12 protein-coding genes and 1 pseudogene are annotated in these 15,820 nt (G+C 70.8%); 8 read left to right on the top strand and 5 right to left on the bottom strand.

Going from position 1 to position 15,820, the window contains the following annotated elements:
• Window positions 1-11 precede the first annotated feature (11 nt).
• Both H1D24_RS09810 and H1D24_RS09805 read right to left on the bottom strand, forming a co-directional pair.
• Complete coding sequence (locus tag H1D24_RS09810) at window positions 12-1,505, bottom strand: amino acid permease (protein ID WP_374064196.1); 1,494 nt, start codon at window positions 1,503-1,505, stop codon at window positions 12-14.
• Window positions 1,502-2,236: a FadR/GntR family transcriptional regulator gene (locus tag H1D24_RS09805; protein ID WP_181657026.1), complete on the bottom strand. Its 735-nt coding sequence runs from the start codon at window positions 2,234-2,236 to the stop codon at window positions 1,502-1,504. The genes H1D24_RS09810 and H1D24_RS09805 overlap by 4 nt, the downstream gene beginning before the upstream one ends.
• A gap of 215 nt (window positions 2,237-2,451) precedes the next feature.
• On the opposite strand from H1D24_RS09805, the gene pgm reads away from it, so the two are divergent.
• Entirely contained in the window at window positions 2,452-4,092 is a 1,641-nt protein-coding gene (pgm, locus tag H1D24_RS09800) for a phosphoglucomutase (alpha-D-glucose-1,6-bisphosphate-dependent) (RefSeq protein WP_181657025.1), read from the top strand.
• Window positions 4,093-4,145: 53 nt separating this feature from the next.
• Here pgm and H1D24_RS09795 read toward each other — a convergent pair whose 3' ends face one another.
• Window positions 4,146-5,621: an immune inhibitor A gene (locus H1D24_RS09795; RefSeq protein ID WP_181657024.1), complete on the bottom strand. Its 1,476-nt coding sequence runs from the start codon at window positions 5,619-5,621 to the stop codon at window positions 4,146-4,148.
• 349 nt (window positions 5,622-5,970) lie between these two features.
• Between H1D24_RS09795 and H1D24_RS09790 the strand changes: the two genes are divergently transcribed.
• The 7 genes from H1D24_RS09790 (at window position 5,971) to H1D24_RS09760 (ending at window position 13,730) form a co-directional block, all read left to right on the top strand.
• Window positions 5,971-6,498, top strand: a complete 528-nt coding sequence (locus H1D24_RS09790) for a (2Fe-2S)-binding protein (protein ID WP_181657023.1) — start codon at window positions 5,971-5,973, stop codon at window positions 6,496-6,498.
• Window positions 6,495-8,888 carry a xanthine dehydrogenase family protein molybdopterin-binding subunit gene (locus H1D24_RS09785; protein WP_181657022.1) on the top strand — a complete coding sequence of 798 codons (2,394 nt, stop codon included), beginning with the start codon at window positions 6,495-6,497 and terminating at the stop codon, window positions 8,886-8,888. The genes H1D24_RS09790 and H1D24_RS09785 overlap by 4 nt, the downstream gene beginning before the upstream one ends.
• Window positions 8,885-9,751, top strand: a complete 867-nt coding sequence (locus H1D24_RS09780; protein WP_181657021.1) for an FAD binding domain-containing protein — start codon at window positions 8,885-8,887, stop codon at window positions 9,749-9,751. The genes H1D24_RS09785 and H1D24_RS09780 overlap by 4 nt, the downstream gene beginning before the upstream one ends.
• 62 nt (window positions 9,752-9,813) lie before the next feature.
• On the top strand, window positions 9,814-10,725 hold the full coding sequence (locus H1D24_RS09775; protein ID WP_220136543.1) for an AAA family ATPase: 912 nt from the start codon (window positions 9,814-9,816) through the stop codon (window positions 10,723-10,725).
• Entirely contained in the window at window positions 10,722-11,873 is a 1,152-nt protein-coding gene (locus H1D24_RS09770; protein WP_181657020.1) for a vWA domain-containing protein, read from the top strand. Before H1D24_RS09775 ends, H1D24_RS09770 begins: the two co-directional genes overlap by 4 nt.
• Complete coding sequence (locus H1D24_RS09765) at window positions 11,866-12,996, top strand: XdhC family protein (protein WP_181657019.1); 1,131 nt, start codon at window positions 11,866-11,868, stop codon at window positions 12,994-12,996. Before H1D24_RS09770 ends, H1D24_RS09765 begins: the two co-directional genes overlap by 8 nt.
• A 71-nt stretch (window positions 12,997-13,067) precedes the next feature.
• Complete coding sequence (locus H1D24_RS09760; protein WP_181657018.1) at window positions 13,068-13,730, top strand: SRPBCC family protein; 663 nt, start codon at window positions 13,068-13,070, stop codon at window positions 13,728-13,730.
• A 468-nt stretch (window positions 13,731-14,198) separates the two neighbouring features.
• Here the strand turns inward: H1D24_RS09760 and H1D24_RS09755 are convergent.
• Together H1D24_RS09755 and H1D24_RS09750 are read right to left on the bottom strand one after the other, a co-directional pair.
• Window positions 14,199-15,455: pseudogene (locus tag H1D24_RS09755) on the bottom strand (DUF6777 domain-containing protein); the annotation flags it as partial.
• A gap of 40 nt (window positions 15,456-15,495) precedes the next feature.
• Window positions 15,496-15,741 carry a response regulator transcription factor gene (locus tag H1D24_RS09750; protein WP_181657016.1) on the bottom strand — a complete coding sequence of 82 codons (246 nt, stop codon included), beginning with the start codon at window positions 15,739-15,741 and terminating at the stop codon, window positions 15,496-15,498.
• Window positions 15,742-15,820 lie beyond the last annotated feature (79 nt).

The raw sequence follows: 15,820 nt of genomic DNA, 5'->3' as shown, positions 1-15,820 counted from the left end.
CACTGCGTGGTTCACACATTCACCTTGGAGGACTTGCTACGGGCGACCCGTCCGCGTACGCCGTACCAGCCGGCCACCAGGGCCGCCACGATCAGCGGCAGGCACAGCACGGTCGTACGGCCGGCGCCGCCGTCGGCGTACATCAGGACCAGCACGGAGGCGAGGAACACCAGCGTGACGATCTCGGTCCACGGCGAGCCGGGCAGCCGGTAACCGGGGCGGGACAGCTCGCCGTTCTGCGTCTTCCGCCAGAACATCAGGTGGCAGATCATGATCATGCCCCAGGTGGCGAGGATGCCGATCGCCGCGAAGTTCAGCACGATCTCGAAGGCGTCGGCAGGCACCACGAAGTTGAGTCCGACGCCGAGGACGCAGACGCCGCTGGTGAGCAGGATGCCGCCGTACGGGACGTGGCTGCGGCTCATGACGCCGGTGAACTTCGGTGCGGAGCCCGACATCGCCATGGAGCGCAGGATGCGGCCGGTGGAGTACAGACCGGAGTTGAGCGACGACATGGCCGCGGTGAGCACGACGAGGTTCATCACGCCGCCCGCCGCCGGGATCCCGATGTTGGACAGCACGGTGACGAAGGGGCTCTCACCCGCGGTGTACGACGACCAGGGCAACAGCATCGACAGCAGCACCACGGAGCCGACGTAGAACAGACCGACGCGCCACATGATGGAGTTGATCGCCTTCGGCATGATCTTCTCGGGGTTCTCGGTCTCGCCCGCCGCGACGCCGACCAGCTCGACGGAGGCGTACGCGAAGACGACGCCCTGGACGATGAGCAGCATCGGCAGCAGGCCGTTGGGGAAGACGCCGCCGTTGTCGGTGATCAGGGACGGGCCGGGGGTGGTGCCGTCGACGGGGTGCTGGGTGACCAGCAGGAAGATGCCGATACACATGAAGATCACGAGCGCGCCGACCTTGACGATGGCGAACCAGAACTCCAGTTCGCCGAAGATCTTCACCGAGATGAGGTTCACGGTCAGCACGACGGCGAGCGCGATGAGCGCGATCACCCACTGCGGGATGTCCGAGAACATGCCCCAGTAGTGCGTGTAGGTGGCCACCGCGGTGATGTCGGCGATGCCGGTGGTCGCCCAGTTGAGGAAGTACATCCAGCCGGCCGTGTATGCGCCCTTCTCGCCGAGGAACTCGCGGGCGTACGACACGAAGGCGCCGGACGACGGCCGGTACAGGACGAGTTCGCCCAGCGCCCGCACGACGAGGAAGGCGAAGACGCCGCAGACGGCGTAGGCGACGAAGAGGGACGGGCCTGCGTCGGCGAGGCGGCCGCCCGCGCCGAGGAAGAGCCCGGTGCCGATGGCGCCGCCGATGGCGATCATGTTGACGTGCCGGGACTTCAACGACTTGCTGTAGCCCGCGTCTCCGGCGTCGACAATCCCGGTTCGGGCGCCGACATGCCCGGTTCCGGCGTCGTCGTGGCCGGCCGATGGCCCGGTCCGTATGGCGTCTTCCTGAAGGGACTGCTCGCTCACGCCTCGGGTCCGCCTTCCGTGGGTGTGGCCGTGCGCGGGGGGCGCACGATGTCGGTGAGGGTCGTCTCGACCCGGTCGAGGTGGTGGGACATGGCCTCCACCGCGTCGTGCTCGGAACCGTCGATCAGCGCCTCGACGATCGCGCGGTGCTCGCGGTTGGACTGCTCGCGCCGTCCGCCGAGTTCGTTGAGGAACGTCGACTGCCGGGCCAGAGCGTCCCGGATCTCCTCGATCACCTTGCGGAAGACGGGGTTCTGCGCCGCCTGGGCGACGGCGAGATGGAAGAGCGTGTCCATCGCCACCCATGCGGTGGTGTCGGTCTCGCGCTCCATCCGCTCCAGCAGGTGGGCGAGGTGGTCGAGGTCCTCGGACGTACGGCGCACCGCCGCGTAGCCCGCCACCGGGATCTCGACGTGGCGGCGGACCTCGAGGAGGTCGCTCGCCGCGTAGTCACCGAAGGTGGGGTCATCGACCGGACCGTTGGAGATGACGAAGGTGCCCTTGCCGGTGCGCGAGGCGGTCAGGCCCATGGTCTGCAGGGCGCGGAGGGCCTCGCGGAGCACGGGCCGGCTGACCTCCAGCCGGCGGCACAGCTCGGCTTCCGAGGGGAGCTTGTCCCCCACGGCGTAGTCACCGCGCTCGATGGCGCTGCGCAGGTGGTTCAGGACCGCTTCCATCGCGCTGACGCGACGAGGCACCGAGCCACCTGTCTGGCTGTCTGACAGGTTCACGGGAGTGATACTCCTGGTGCCCGGACGAAGCTGTCAAGGGTTCGTATGCGTTGCCGTTCATTTCCATTCATTTCCATGGGGCCGTGGGCCTCGGTTTCCTGGAACACGCCCCCCGCCCACTCGCGGACCGGCCGGGGCGCACTCGCGGAGCACGCCAGGGAACCGGGAAAATGGGCCCACAACCGAACGCACAACCGACGCGGAGGAGCGGGCTCATGCAGCACGAGCGGGCGGGGCAGCCGGCCCAGCCAGAGGACCTCATCGATGTCGCCCGGCTGGTGACCGCGTACTACGCGCTGCACCCCGACCCGGCCGAGCCGGGTCAACGCGTGGCCTTCGGCACGTCCGGCCACCGCGGATCGTCGCTCTCCACGGCCTTCAACGAGGACCACATCGCGGCGACGAGCCAGGCCATCTGCGAGTACCGGGCCCGTCAGGGCACCGACGGGCCGCTGTTCCTCGGCGCCGACACCCATGCGCTGTCCGAACCGGCCAAGGTCACGGCCATCGAGGTGTTCGCCGCGAACGGCGTGACGGTGCTCATCGACACCGCCGACGGCTACACGCCCACCCCGGCCGTGTCGCACGCCATCCTCACCCACAACCGCGCCCGCAGAGCGGGCCTCGCGGACGGCGTCGTGGTCACCCCCTCGCACAACCCGCCCTCCGACGGCGGCTTCAAGTACAACCCGCCGAACGGCGGCCCGGCCGGTTCCGAGGCCACGTCCTGGATCCAGGACCGCGCCAACGAGATCATCGCCGGCGGCCTGAAGGAGGTCCGGCGGCTTCCCTACACTCAGGCCCTGGCGGCGCCCACCACCAGGCGGTACGACTTCCTCGGCGCCTATGTCGAGGACCTGCCGAGCGTGCTGGACCTGGATGCGGTGCGCGCGGCGGGCGTGCGCATCGGCGCCGACCCGCTGGGCGGGGCGTCGGTCGCGTACTGGGGCCGGATCGCCGAGCAGCACCGGCTGGATCTGACAGTGGTCAACCCGCTGACGGACCCCGCCTGGCGGTTCATGACGCTGGACTGGGACGGCAAGATCCGTATGGACTGCTCGTCGCCTTACGCGATGGCCTCGCTCATCCAGCAGCGCGACCGCTTCCAGATCTCCACCGGCAACGACGCCGATGCCGACCGGCACGGCATCGTCACGCCGGACGGCGGTCTGATGAACCCCAATCACTATCTCGCCGCGGCCATCGCCTACCTCTACACCCACCGCGACCAGTGGCCCGCCGACGCCGGCATCGGCAAGACGCTGGTGTCGTCGAGCATGATCGACCGGGTGGCCTCCGACCTGGGCCGTGACCTGGTCGAGGTTCCCGTCGGCTTCAAGTGGTTCGTGGACGGGCTGGTCGGAGGCTCCATCGGCTTCGGCGGCGAGGAGTCGGCCGGTGCGTCGTTCCTGCGCCGCGACGGCTCCGTGTGGACCACCGACAAGGACGGCATCATCCTGGCCCTGCTCGCCTCCGAGATCCTGGCGGTCACCGAGAAGACGCCATCGGAGCACTATGCCATGCTGGCCGAGAGCTTCGGCGAGCCCGCGTACGCCCGTATCGACGCGCCCGCGTCCCGCGAGGAGAAGGCCGTCCTCGCCAAGCTCTCGCCGGAGCAGGTCACCGCGGACACGCTCGCCGGGGAGCCGGTCACCGCCGTGCTCACCGAGGCGCCCGGCAACGGAGCGTCCATCGGCGGCATCAAGGTGACCACCCCCAACGCCTGGTTTGCGGCCCGCCCGTCGGGCACCGAGGACGTCTACAAGATCTATGCCGAGTCGTTCCTGGGATCCGAGCACCTCGCGCAGGTGCAGGAGGAGGCGAAGGGCGTGGTCTCGGCGGCGCTGGGCAGCTGACGCGAAAGGGGGCCGGGTCCTGCAATCCCGGCCCCCACCTGCGTGACGACTTGTCAGCTCACGTCGAGGGCCGTGTCGTCGATGACGAAGGACGTCTGCAGGACGGAGCCTTCGGTGCCGGTGAACTTCAGCGTGACCGTCTGGCCGGCGTAGGCGCTGAGGTCGAAGCTCCGGCGGGTGTAGCCGGTCGCGGCGTTGAGGTTGGAGTACGTGGCCATGGTGGACAGGACCGTGCCGCTGCTGTTGAGTACCTGGACCTTCAGGGTGTCGTAGGCCGTGGTGGTCGTGGTCTCGGCCGTGTCGATGTGCAGATAGAAGCTGAGGGCCGCCGAGCAGCCGGACGGGATGGTCACCGACTGGGACAGGGTGTCGGTGTGCGCGGAGCCGTATCCGGAGAGCCAGGCCTTGTACGAGCCGGTGCGGGCGGCCTGGCCGGAGTCGTTGGTGATGACACCGCTGGTGGCGGACCAGGAGGTGGCGCCGGACTCGAAACCGGGGTTGGTGAGCAGTTGACGGGCCGTGCAGCTGGTGCCGCCGCCCCCGCCGTCGCCCTCGCCCCCCGACAGCCACTCGGTCGCGTTGAGGGCGAGCTCGGCGTTGGTGCCGGCGGTGTCGTTCCAGCCGTCGTAGAGCGTGTTGCCGGACTGGCCGGTGCCGTCGTCGATGGGTGAGCTGTCTCCCCAGAACGCGACACGGCCGCTGCCGAAGGTGCTCGTCGCAAAGAAGGCGCCGGTGTTGCCCGAGTAGCCGGGGCGGTAGACCAGGCCCTTGACGGAGGAGTTCGCGGACGGGCTCAGGGTGACGGTCGTACCGCTGCGGATGATGCTGCCGGTGACCTTGCCGAAGGATCCGTTGAGCACCGGGTCGGCGGTGTCCGTGATGGCCTTGGGGTTCTCGCTGCTGATGCTGAGGGAGTCGACGGTGAAGCCGAAGGGGTTGGTGCTGTCGACGCTGTTGTTGCTCATCAGGTCGTTGACGACCTCGACGCCGTCGTAGCCGTCGTTGTTGCGGTCGGCGCCGCTGTGGTTCGGGATGACGAAGAGCCCGCCGCCGTTCTTCACGAAGTTCATCACGGCTGTCTTCTCGGCGCTGGTGAGCAGGACGTTCGGTTCGGGCAGCACGAAGGTGTCGAAGTTCTGCAGGTCGAGCGCCGCGGACGTGCCGTAGGTGATGGTGCTGCCCGAAGGCAGCGTCTTGAGCGAGTAGTTGCCGGTCTGCTGCAGGGCGACGCCCCAGGAGGAGAGGGCACCGGTCCAGTCGGTCTCCGCCGTGGGGGTGGAGTCCTGGGCGAGCGGGTCGGGCTGGCTGGTGCTGATGATCCAGTCGGCGTTGCCGGCGGTCTCGGCCTTGGAGTTGTCGAAGAGGACGCGGTGGGGGATGGCCGCGGCAGCCGAGGCGGACTGCGTGGACGCCGTATCTGCCCGGGCGGCGCCTGCCGTGCCCGCGGCCGTGCCCCAGGACAGCAGTCCGCAGGCGACCAGGACCGCGGTGACAGAGAATCTGTGGCGGGATCTTCTGGATCCGAGCATCCGGCATACCTCCGTGAGGGGTGGGGGAAGGAGCGGTGCGGGTCTCGGGTCTTCGCGCGTAGACCCGAGGGGTCGACGAGTGGTTGAGCCATGCGGGAGCGGGTGCACCGTACATGACAATCATGCCCTCGCAACAGGCCCCGCCGGCCCCCTCCCCCAGCCACGCACGACACCACAGAGCCCCTTCTTCTGCCCCCGCGTCAGCCGCCGCCGCTTGGCCCAACTGCGCTCCCCGGCGCCGGGGAAATGCCTGCCGCAACACTCGCGCCCCCCACGGGCCGGTCCTAGAGTGACGTACATCACGTCCAGACAGCTGATACCCCTCGCCCGGTCCTCTGGGAGGACACATATGACCCGCATTTCGGTGAAGGTGGACGGCACGACGTACGAGGACGATGTGGAACCCCGGCTGCTCCTCGTCCACTATCTGCGCGACCGGCTGGGCCTGACCGGCACCCCCGTGGGCTGCGACACGACCAACTGCGGGGCGTGCACGGTCGACCTGGACGGAGAGAGCGTCAAGAGCTGCACGGTACTTGCCGTCCAGGCCGACGGATGCGCCGTCACGACGATCCAGGGCCTCGCCACGGACGGCGACTGGCATCCGCTCCAGAAGGCGTTCCACGAGCAGCACGCGCTGCAGTGCGGCTTCTGCACACCCGGGATGATCATGGCTGCCCGGGATCTGCTCGAGGAGAACCCCCACCCGACCGCCGACGAGGTGCGCCTCGGGCTGGAGGGCAACCTCTGCCGGTGCACCGGCTACCAGAACATCGTGAACGCGGTCCTCGCCGCCGCGGGCAACGGCTCCGCGCACGGCACAGGTTCAGGTCAGGAGAAAGGTCAGGAGACCTCGGTCAAGGAGGCGGCCGTATGACCGACCAGCTCACCGACCGCGTGGACCAGCGCGAAGTCGGCCGCGCCCGCCCCCGCAAGGAGGACGCCCGTCTCGTCACGGGACAGACCAACTGGACCGACAACATCACGGTGCCCGGACTGCTCCACATGGCGATCCTGCGCAGCCCGATGGCCCACGCGCGGATCGACCGCGTCGATGTCGCGCCCGCCCGGGAACGCCCAGGAGTCATCGCCGCCTTCAGCGGCCGCGATCTCGCCGAGGGGCTCGGCTCGCTCCCCTGCGCCTGGCCCGTGACCGAGGACATCGTCCTGCCCGACCACCCGCCGATCGCCGTCGACGAGGTCCGCTACGCCGGTGACCCGGTGGCCGTCGTCGTCGCACGCGACCGGTACGCGGCGGCCGACGCCCTGGAGGCCGTCGAGGTCGACTACACACCGCTGCCCCCGGTCCTCGACCTGGAGGACGCCCTCGCCGACGACGCCCCGCTGGTCCACTCCGACAAGGGCACCAACCGCTGCTACGTCTGGCCCCTGGCCACCGGGCTGAACTACGACGAGGTCAGGGCACGGGCGGATGTCGTCCTGAAGCGCCGCTACACGCACCAGCGGCTGATCCCCAACGCCATGGAACCCCGTGCCGTCGTCGTAAGCCCGCAGGCCGCCTCCGGCGAGTACACCCTCTACTCCGCCACGCAGATCCCGCACATCCTGCGCATCATGCTGTCCGTCGTCACCGGCGTCCCCGAGCACAAGCTGCGGGTGATCGCGCCGGACGTAGGCGGCGGTTTCGGTTCCAAGCTGCAGGTGTACGGCGAGGAGGCGCTGGCGCTGGCCGTCGCCCGGAAGCTGGGCAGGCCCGTGAAGTGGACCGAGTCCCGCTCCGAGGGCTATCTGGCCACGCACCACGGCCGCGCCCAGATCCAGGACATCGAGGTCGCCGCGACCCGCGAGGGCAAGCTGCTCGGCCTGAAGGTCGACCTGCTGGCGGACATGGGCGCGTATCTGATGCTGGTCACGCCGGGGATCCCGATCCTGGGCGCGTTCATGTACCCGGCGATCTACAAGATGGACGCGTACTCCTTCACCTGTACCGGCGTCTTCACGACCAAGACGCCCACCGATGCCTACCGGGGCGCCGGCCGGCCCGAGGCGACGTTCGCCATCGAACGGATCATGGACGAGCTCGCGGCCGAACTCGACCTCGACCCGGTGGAGCTGCGCCGCCGCAACTGGATCGAGCACAACGAGTTCCCGTACACGACGATCGCGGGCCTCACCTACGACAGCGGCAACTACGAGGCTGCCACCGAGAAGGCCCTCGCCCGCTTCGGATACGACGACCTGCGTGCCGAGCAGCAGAAACGCAACGAGAGCGGTGACGCGGTGCGGCTGGGCATCGGCGTGTCGACGTACACCGAGATGTGCGGTCTGGCGCCGAGCCGGGTGCTGCGCGATCTGCGCTATGCGGCGGGCGGCTGGGAGGCGGCGAGCATCCGGATGCTGCCGACCGGCAAGGTCGAGGTGGTCACCGGCACCAGCCCGCACGGGCAGGGGCATGTCACCTCCTGGAGCCAGATCGCCGCGGACGTGCTCGGGGTGCCCTTCGAGGACGTCGAGGTACTGCACGGCGACACGCTGACCTCCCCGCAGGGCATGGACACCTACGGCTCCCGCTCGCTGGTGGTCGGCGGCGCCGCGGTGCATCACGCGGCCAAGAAAGTGGTGGCCAAGGCCCGGAAGGTGGCCGCACATCTGCTGGAGGCCAGCGAAGGGGACCTGGACTTCAAGGACGGTGTCTTCTCCGTGAAGGGCTCCCCGGAGGCGCGCAAGACCATCCAGGAGATCGCGTTCGAGACGTTCTCGTCGCACGACCTGCCGGACGGCATGGAGCCGACGATCAACGCCGAGCATCTGCTCGACCCGGAGAACTTCTCGTATCCGCACGGCACCCACCTGTGCGCGGTCGAGGTCGACACCGAGACAGGGCACGTGCGGATCCGGTCCTACGTCTGCGTGGACGACGTGGGCCGCGTGATCAACCCGATGATCGTCGAGGGGCAGGTGCACGGCGGCCTGGCGCAGGGCATCGCGCAGGCGCTGTACGAGGAGGCGGTGTACGACGAGGAGGGCAACCTGGTCTCCGGCACGATGGCGGACTACCTGGTGCCCGGCGCCCCGGACCTGCCCGAATTCGTCACCGACCGGACCGAGACCCCGGCCGCCTCCAACCCGCTCGGCGTCAAGGGAGTCGGCGAGGCGGGCACCATCGCCTCGACCCCGGCCGTCGTGAACGCGATCGTCGACGCGCTGCGGCCGCTCGGCGTCACGGACGTGCCGATGCCCTGCGCTCCACAGCGGGTCTGGCAGGCCATCAGGCAGGCGCGGGCAGCGAAGGAGGCCACGGTATGATTCCCGCGGCATTCGACTATGCGAGGCCGGAGACGGTCGACGAGGCCGTACGCACCCTCGCGGACGCGCGGGGCGAGACGAAAGTCCTGGCCGGCGGCCAGAGCCTGCTGCCCATCCTGCGGCTGCGGCTCGCCTTCCCCGATCTCGTCGTCGACATCGGCCGGATCCCGGAGCTGCGCGGCGTACGCGAGGACGGCGACAAGCTGGTCATCGGCGCGATGACCACGCACCACGCCGTCATCCACGATCCGCTGGTACGGCAGTACGCCGGGCTGCTGGCCGAGGCGACCGCCGAGGTCGGCGATCCGGCCGTACGCCACCGGGGCACCCTGGGCGGTTCACTCGCTCACGCCGACCCCGCAAGCGATCTGCCCGCGGTCGTGCTGGCCCTCGACGGCGAGCTGGTCGCCGCTGGTCCGCAGGGGCGGCGCACCATTCCGGCGCGCGACTTCTTCACCGACTACCTCCAGACCGCTCTGGAGCCGGACGAACTGCTGGTGGAGGTACGCCTGCCGAAGACGGCCGCGGCCGACGGCTGGGGCTTCCACTACGAGAAGTTCCACCGGGTCGCGCAGTCCTGGGCGATCGTCGGCGTTGCGGCCATGGTGCGGCGCGACGACGGCCGTATCACCGAGTCCCGTATCGGGCTGACGAACATGGGCACGACCCCGGTGCGTGCGGAGGCGACGGAGGCGGCGCTGGTGGGCGCCGCGGCCGAGCCGGACCCGGTGGCGCGGGCGGCCGAGGCCGCGGCGGACGGCACGCACCCGTCGTCCGATGTGTCGGCGTCGCCCGAGTACCGCGAGCACCTCGCCCGAGTTCTGACGCGGCGTGCGGTCCTGGCCGCGGCCAGGATGGAGTGAGGGGCCGATCGGACGGATGAGCGGATCGCCCCGATGAACGGGCCGATGAGCGGAACATGCGGATGAGCCGAGCAGCAGGCGGTGCCGGCGAGGGCCTGCCGACCGGTCCGGACGAGGTGCGGACCCGGCTGGAGGAGACCGGTTATCTCGTCGACGACGGGCTGGCCATCGCCTGCTTCCTGGCCCTGAAGCTGCACCGGCCGATCTTCTGCGAGGGCGACGCGGGCGTGGGCAAGACCTCGCTCGCGTCCGCCCTCGCCCAGATACTCGGCGCCCCGCTGATCCGGCTGCAGTGCTACGAGGGCATCGACGTCTCCCAGGCCCTGTACGACTGGGACTTCCCCCGGCAGCTGCTGCATCTGCGGGCCGCCGAGGCCGCCGGGATCACGGACGCCGACCGGCTGGAAGGCGAACTCTACGACCGGCGGTTCCTGGTGGCCCGGCCCCTGCTGCGGGCCCTGGAGACACAGCCGTCGGTGCTGCTCGTCGACGAGGTGGACCGGGCGGACGACGAGTTCGAGGCCTTTCTCCTCGAGCTGCTGTCGGAGTACTCGGTCACGATCCCCGAACTCGGCACACTGTACGCCGAGTCCCCGCCGGTCGTGGTGCTCACCTCGAACCGGACCCGGGAGGTGCACGACGCGCTGAAGCGGCGCTGTCTGTACCACTGGTTCGACCATCCCGGATTCGCCCGCGAACTGGCCATCGTCCGCAGACGACTTCCCGGCGTGACACTGCGGCTCGCCGAGCAGGTGACGGCCCTGGTGCAGGCCCTGCGCGCGGAGGACCTGCTCAAGCCGCCCGGTGTGGCCGAGACCATCGACTGGGCCGAGGCCCTGGACGCGCTGGGCGCCACCGAGCTGGACGCGGAACTGGCGGTGGCCACGCTCGGATCGGTACTCAAGTACCGCGAGGACGCCGAGCGCGCCCGCGGGCTCGACATGACCGCCATCCTGGCGGCACGCGGGGCGTGAGTACGGTGACGACGACAGCCGACGGCCCCGCGGTACTGGTCGGGTTCGCCCGCGCGCTGCGTGCGGCCGGCGTGGACGCCGGGCCCGACCGTGTCCAGGCGTTCCTGGGCGCGCTGGATGTCCTGCGTCCGGGGCTGCGCTCCGACGTGTACTGGGCAGGGAGGCTCACCCTGTGCGGCAACCGGGACGACCTGGAGCGCTACGACCGCGTCTTCGGCGCGTACTTCGGCCCCGGGCCCGACGCGCGGGGCCGTCTCCCGCGTCCCACTCCCCCGCCACGGCTGCGGCTGGTCGTACGGGACACGGGCCCCTCGCCTGCTCCCGCGCCACGCACCGAGCAGGACGCTCCTCCGGCGGCCGCGCTGGCGAGCTCCACCGAGGTGCTGCGCCACCGCGACCTGGCCGAGCTGACGGCGGCCGAACGCGACCAGTTGCGGCGGCTGCTGGCCGCGTTCGCGCTCCACGGCGAGCCGCGGCGCACCGCACGCCTCCGCCCGGCGCGGCGCGGAACCGTCGACCCGCGCCGGACCGTACGGGAAATGCTGCGCCGCGGCGGGGAACCCGCCCGGCTGCGCCGCCACGCCCGGGCGGACCGGCCGCGCCGGGTGGTACTGCTCGTGGACGTCAGCGGTTCGATGGCCCCGTACGCGGATGCGTTGCTGCGGTTCGCGCACGCCGCCACGCATGGCGCACCGGCCCGGGAGCGCGCCCGTACGGAGGTGTTCACGATCGGCACCCGGCTGACGCGGGTCACCCGTGAACTGGCCCACCGGGACCCCGACATGGCGATGCACGCGGTCGCGGCCGCCGTACCGGACTGGCGCGGCGGCACCCGGCTCGGCGAGATGCTTCGCGGCTTCCTCGACCGGTGGGGGCAGCGCGGCATGGCGCGCGGCGCGGTCGTCGTCGTGCTCTCCGACGGCTGGGAGCGCGGGGACCCTGCGCTGCTGGCCGGCCAGATGCGGCGGCTGCACCGGCTGGCGCACCGGGTCGTCTGGGCCAATCCCCGGAAGGCCCGGCCCGGTTACGCACCGCTGGCGGCCGGTATGGCGGCGGCGCTGCCGAGCGTGGACGCTTTCGTCGAGGGACACAGCCTGGCCGCGCTGGAGCGTCTGGCGGCGGTGGTGAGAGGAGCGGACTATGCGTGAGATCCTTCCGGCGCTCAGCCAGTGGTACGCGCAGGGGTCGCCGTTCGGGCTGGCCACCGTCGTCGCGGTCAGCCGCAGCGCACCGCGCGATCCCGGGGCGTCGATGGCGGTGGGCCCGGGTGACGAGGTCGTGGGCAGCGTCTCGGGCGGCTGTGTGGAGGGCGCCGTCTTCGAGCTGGCCCAGGAGGTCGTGGAGAGCGGCGAGGCACAACTCGAGACGTTCGGCTACAGCGACGACGACGCGTTCGCCGTCGGCCTCACCTGCGGCGGCGAGATCACGCTGCTCGTACGGTCCGTGTCGCCGGAAACGGACCCCTCGTTCGGTGATGTCGCCGAGTCGGTCGCCGCGGGCCGGCCGGTCACCGTGGCGACGGTCATCGACGGCCCGGCGCCGCTCGGCGCCACGCTGGCCGTGTGGCCGGACCGGGTGTCCGGGTCACTGGGCTCGACCGGACTGGACGTGGCCGTCACCGCGGACGCGCGGGGCGAGCTGGCGCAGGGCGCCACCGGGCAGCGGCACTACGGCCCGCACGGGGAGAGGCGGGAGGACGCCGTCACGGTGTTCCTCCACTCCTTCGCCCCACCACCGCGGATGCTGGTCTTCGGCGCGATCGACTACGCGGCGGCGGTGGCCCGCATCGGCGACTTCCTCGGCTACCGGGTGACGGTGTGCGACGCCCGGCCGGTGTTCGCCACGCCGAAGCGGTTCCCCGAGGGCGTCGAGGTCGTCGTGGAGTGGCCGCACCGCTATCTGAGCGGCACCGACACCGACCACCGCACGGTGATCTGTGTGCTCACCCATGACCCGAAGTTCGACGTGCCGCTACTGGAGGAGGCGCTGCGCCGACCGGCGGCGTACATCGGTGCGATGGGCAGCCGCCGCACCCACGACGACCGTATGAAGCGGCTGCGGGAGGCGGGGGTCAGCGAGGAGGAGCTGGACCGGCTCAGGTCGCCGGTCGGCCTCGACCTCGGGGCCCGTACGCCCGAGGAGGTGGCCGTCTCCGTCGCTGCGGAGATCGTCGCCCTGCGCTGGGGCGGTACCGGCACTCCGCTGACGGCGACGGCCGGGGCGATCCATCCCCGGAACACGGCACCGCAGTCGGACACTGCGCCGCAGTGAGCCGCAGTGAGCTGCAGTGAGTGCAGTGGTGAGGAACGCGTCGAGCGAGCGAGGAACGCCAGGAGGACAGCATGGAGTTGCACCACGAGTTCACCGTCCCCGTCGCGGTCGACGAGGCATGGCGGGTGCTGCTGGACATCGAGCGCGTGGCGCCCTGCATGCCCGGCGCGACGGTGGAGGAGTTCGACGGCAAGACCGTCACCGGCACGGTCAAGGTGAAGGTCGGCCCGATCACGGTCACGTACCGGGGTACAGCCGTCTTCGAAGAACTGGACGAGAGCGCGCACCGACTGGTCCTGGGCGCCAGCGGCAGGGAGACCCGCGGGCCGGGCACGGCCAGGGCCACCGTCACCGGCACGCTGACCGAGCAGGACGGCGCCACCCATGTCTCGGTACGGACCGACCTAGCGATCACCGGGCGGCCGGCTCAGTTCGGGCGCGGCGTCATGGCCGAGGTGGGCGAGAAACTCGTCGGCCAGTTCGCCGACTGCCTGTCGGAGCAGCTCACGGCGCCTCCGGCGGCGGCCGCGGAGGCCGTGGCGGGTGCGGGGGCCCCGGCGGCTGCGGAGGCTACCGAGGCCGCCGTGGCTGAGCGCCCCGCTCCCGTCGAGGCGGAGCCGATCGACCTGGTACGGACCGCGGGCCTGCCCGTCGCCAAGCGCGCGGTGGCCGCGGTGCTGGCCGCGGCCGCGGTGGCCGCGCTGATCTTCGTCGCGATCCGACGGCGGCGCTGAAGGGGCACCGCCGCCCCGGTGGTCTGTCACATGCTTGGTCCGGTCCCCCGGGCCGCCTGAACGCCCTTTGTCCGGCGTGAAATGCGACTTCAGGGTCTACCCTCTGATCGACTCCTGGGGAGGTCCGGAGTCGTTCCCGGACCGTTTCGACACCCAGGGAACGGTCGAGGCGGGCTGACCAGGAGTGTCGGGTGCGGCGTTCGTCGCGCCCTCGGAGTCCGATGAGCCCGGGGTCTTCGGCGAGTCCGGAGACTCCGGGGACGCCGATGACCCTGGGACCCCTCCCGATTGCTGCGGAGGTTGCTGCGACTGCGTCGGCCCGGGCGTCTCTCCCGCGTCCGGCGAGCTCTGCGACTGTGGCGACTTCCCGGACTCCCGCGAATCCGATGGCTCATCCGAGTCCGATGGCTCATCCGAGTACGACGGCGGATCCGATGCCTCCCTCGAGTCCGGCGACTCGGGAGATGCCGGCGAACTGGGCGACTCACCCTCGTCAGGAGACTGCGGCGACTCGCCCGGCGACCGTGCCGATTCGGGGGACTCAGTGGGCTCAGGAGACTGGGACTTGGGCGTCTCTGGGGACTCGCCCGGCGACTCAGGAGGCTCCCCCGGCGACTCGGGGGACTCGCCCGCGGACTCCGCGGACCCCGGGGACTCCGGCGCCTCCGGAGACGAGGTGTCCGGCGACGACGCGTCCGTGCTCGGGGAGGGCGTGCCCGTCGTCGGCGTCGGTTCCTCGGCCGGTGGAGTGGAGTCGGTCGCCTGCGGAGTCGGCATGGTGGGACTCGTCGGCCGGGATGTCTTCTGGTCGTGGGCGCCTGTGTCGCCCGGTCGGCGCGAGAACCAGTCGTCCTCGTCCGGGTCGACCATGACGAACACGTCCACCGGCTGGGGCGCGGGTGTCACGACCACGACGTTCGACGGCCGGTACGCGGGCCAGGAGTCGCCGGTCGTTGTGGGTGCGCTCTTGTGCGCGACCGGCGGCAGCAGCGGGTTTCCGCAGGCGCATCGCACCCGCGGGACACCGCGGTCGTCGACGAGGACGGCCGTACCGGCCTGCAGGACCGCCTGATAGCCGGTCGCGGAGCCGTCGCGGTAGCTGTGGTTGGTGACGCGGGTGTCCACCCGCAGCTGTACGGGTGTGAGCGACCGGAGATGGTCGGGCACCGCGGAGGGCTCGATGCCGAGAACCGAGGCGAACGCCTTCTTCTTCTCCGGATCCTCGTCGAGCGCGGCGATCTGCCCCTCCACATCGCAGCTGGAGACGTTCCGCGTCCCGCTGTAGAGGCCGGGAGCGGACCCTTCCACGCCTCGTGTCGCCTCGGGCGTCTCCGTGGGGCTTGGCAGGGAGGGCGGCGAGGCCGGTGGGGAGCTGTCCCGCGCCGTCGACTCCGTGAACGGGTCCGGGCCCGTCGTCCCTGCGGCCTGGAGGAAGACCTCACCCTGGTTCTGCGAGCCGCCGCCGGGAAGGGTCAGGACAGCGGCAAGGGCCACGACGGCCGCGATCACCACGGCGATCAACGAAACCCTGCGCGACGGCCTCCACCTGGGACGGCCTTGGTTCCCCGAGTCCTTGCCCGGCTTCCCCGAACCGCCGTGGCCTCCGCCGCTGGGCTGCCCGCCCGGCGGAGCCGGCGGCGGAGACGGGTTCGGCCCGGAGGGACTCGCGAGCGGACCGGGCGGCGGACCCTCGGGAGGGTTGGACGATGGCGGTTCGAGCGTCACGAGCTCCTCCTCGCCGGCGGAACGGGCCGACTCACTGGAATCACAGCCCGAGGGAGATGGCGAGCCGTGTGAGTTCCGCCGTGCTGTTGATTCCCAGCTTGGCCCGGATACGGCGGAGGTACGCGTCGACCGTGTGCCTCGAGAGCCCCATGTGGCGGGCTGTCTGCAGGTAGGTGTGCCCTGCGGCGATGTGTCGCAGTGTCTCCTGCTCACGCGGGGCCAGTGCGTCCAGCGCGGGCTGCGTGGCGGCGGGCGCTTCGGTGTGCGGCGTGGTGGTGAAGCTCATGGGAGTCCTCCGACGGATCGGCTTGCCTTCGCTGCTCGCGCCCTCGGAAGCAGGTGAGAAAGACCGGAATGTCGCTATT

The organism is Streptomyces himalayensis subsp. himalayensis, from assembly GCF_013778455.1.
GTDB lineage: Bacteria > Actinomycetota > Actinomycetes > Streptomycetales > Streptomycetaceae > Streptomyces > Streptomyces himalayensis.
Note: the sequence above shows the minus strand (reverse complement) of the source record. Positions and strands in the feature narration are given on the sequence as shown.

What these genes read in the sequence shown, in the direction of transcription:
- H1D24_RS09775 (WP_220136543.1), top strand. Translation starts at nt 9,814, where the DNA reads ATGAGCCGAGCAGCAGGCGGTGCCGGCGAGGGCCTGCCGACCGGTCCG.
- H1D24_RS09790 (WP_181657023.1), top strand. Translation starts at nt 5,971, where the DNA reads ATGACCCGCATTTCGGTGAAGGTGGACGGCACGACGTACGAGGACGAT.
- H1D24_RS09780 (WP_181657021.1), top strand. Translation starts at nt 8,885, where the DNA reads ATGATTCCCGCGGCATTCGACTATGCGAGGCCGGAGACGGTCGACGAG.
- H1D24_RS09750 (WP_181657016.1), bottom strand. Translation starts at nt 15,741, where the DNA reads ATGAGCTTCACCACCACGCCGCACACCGAAGCGCCCGCCGCCACGCAG.
- H1D24_RS09795 (WP_181657024.1), bottom strand. Translation starts at nt 5,621, where the DNA reads ATGCTCGGATCCAGAAGATCCCGCCACAGATTCTCTGTCACCGCGGTC.
- pgm (WP_181657025.1), top strand. Translation starts at nt 2,452, where the DNA reads ATGCAGCACGAGCGGGCGGGGCAGCCGGCCCAGCCAGAGGACCTCATC.
- H1D24_RS09785 (WP_181657022.1), top strand. Translation starts at nt 6,495, where the DNA reads ATGACCGACCAGCTCACCGACCGCGTGGACCAGCGCGAAGTCGGCCGC.
- H1D24_RS09760 (WP_181657018.1), top strand. Translation starts at nt 13,068, where the DNA reads ATGGAGTTGCACCACGAGTTCACCGTCCCCGTCGCGGTCGACGAGGCA.
- H1D24_RS09765 (WP_181657019.1), top strand. Translation starts at nt 11,866, where the DNA reads ATGCGTGAGATCCTTCCGGCGCTCAGCCAGTGGTACGCGCAGGGGTCG.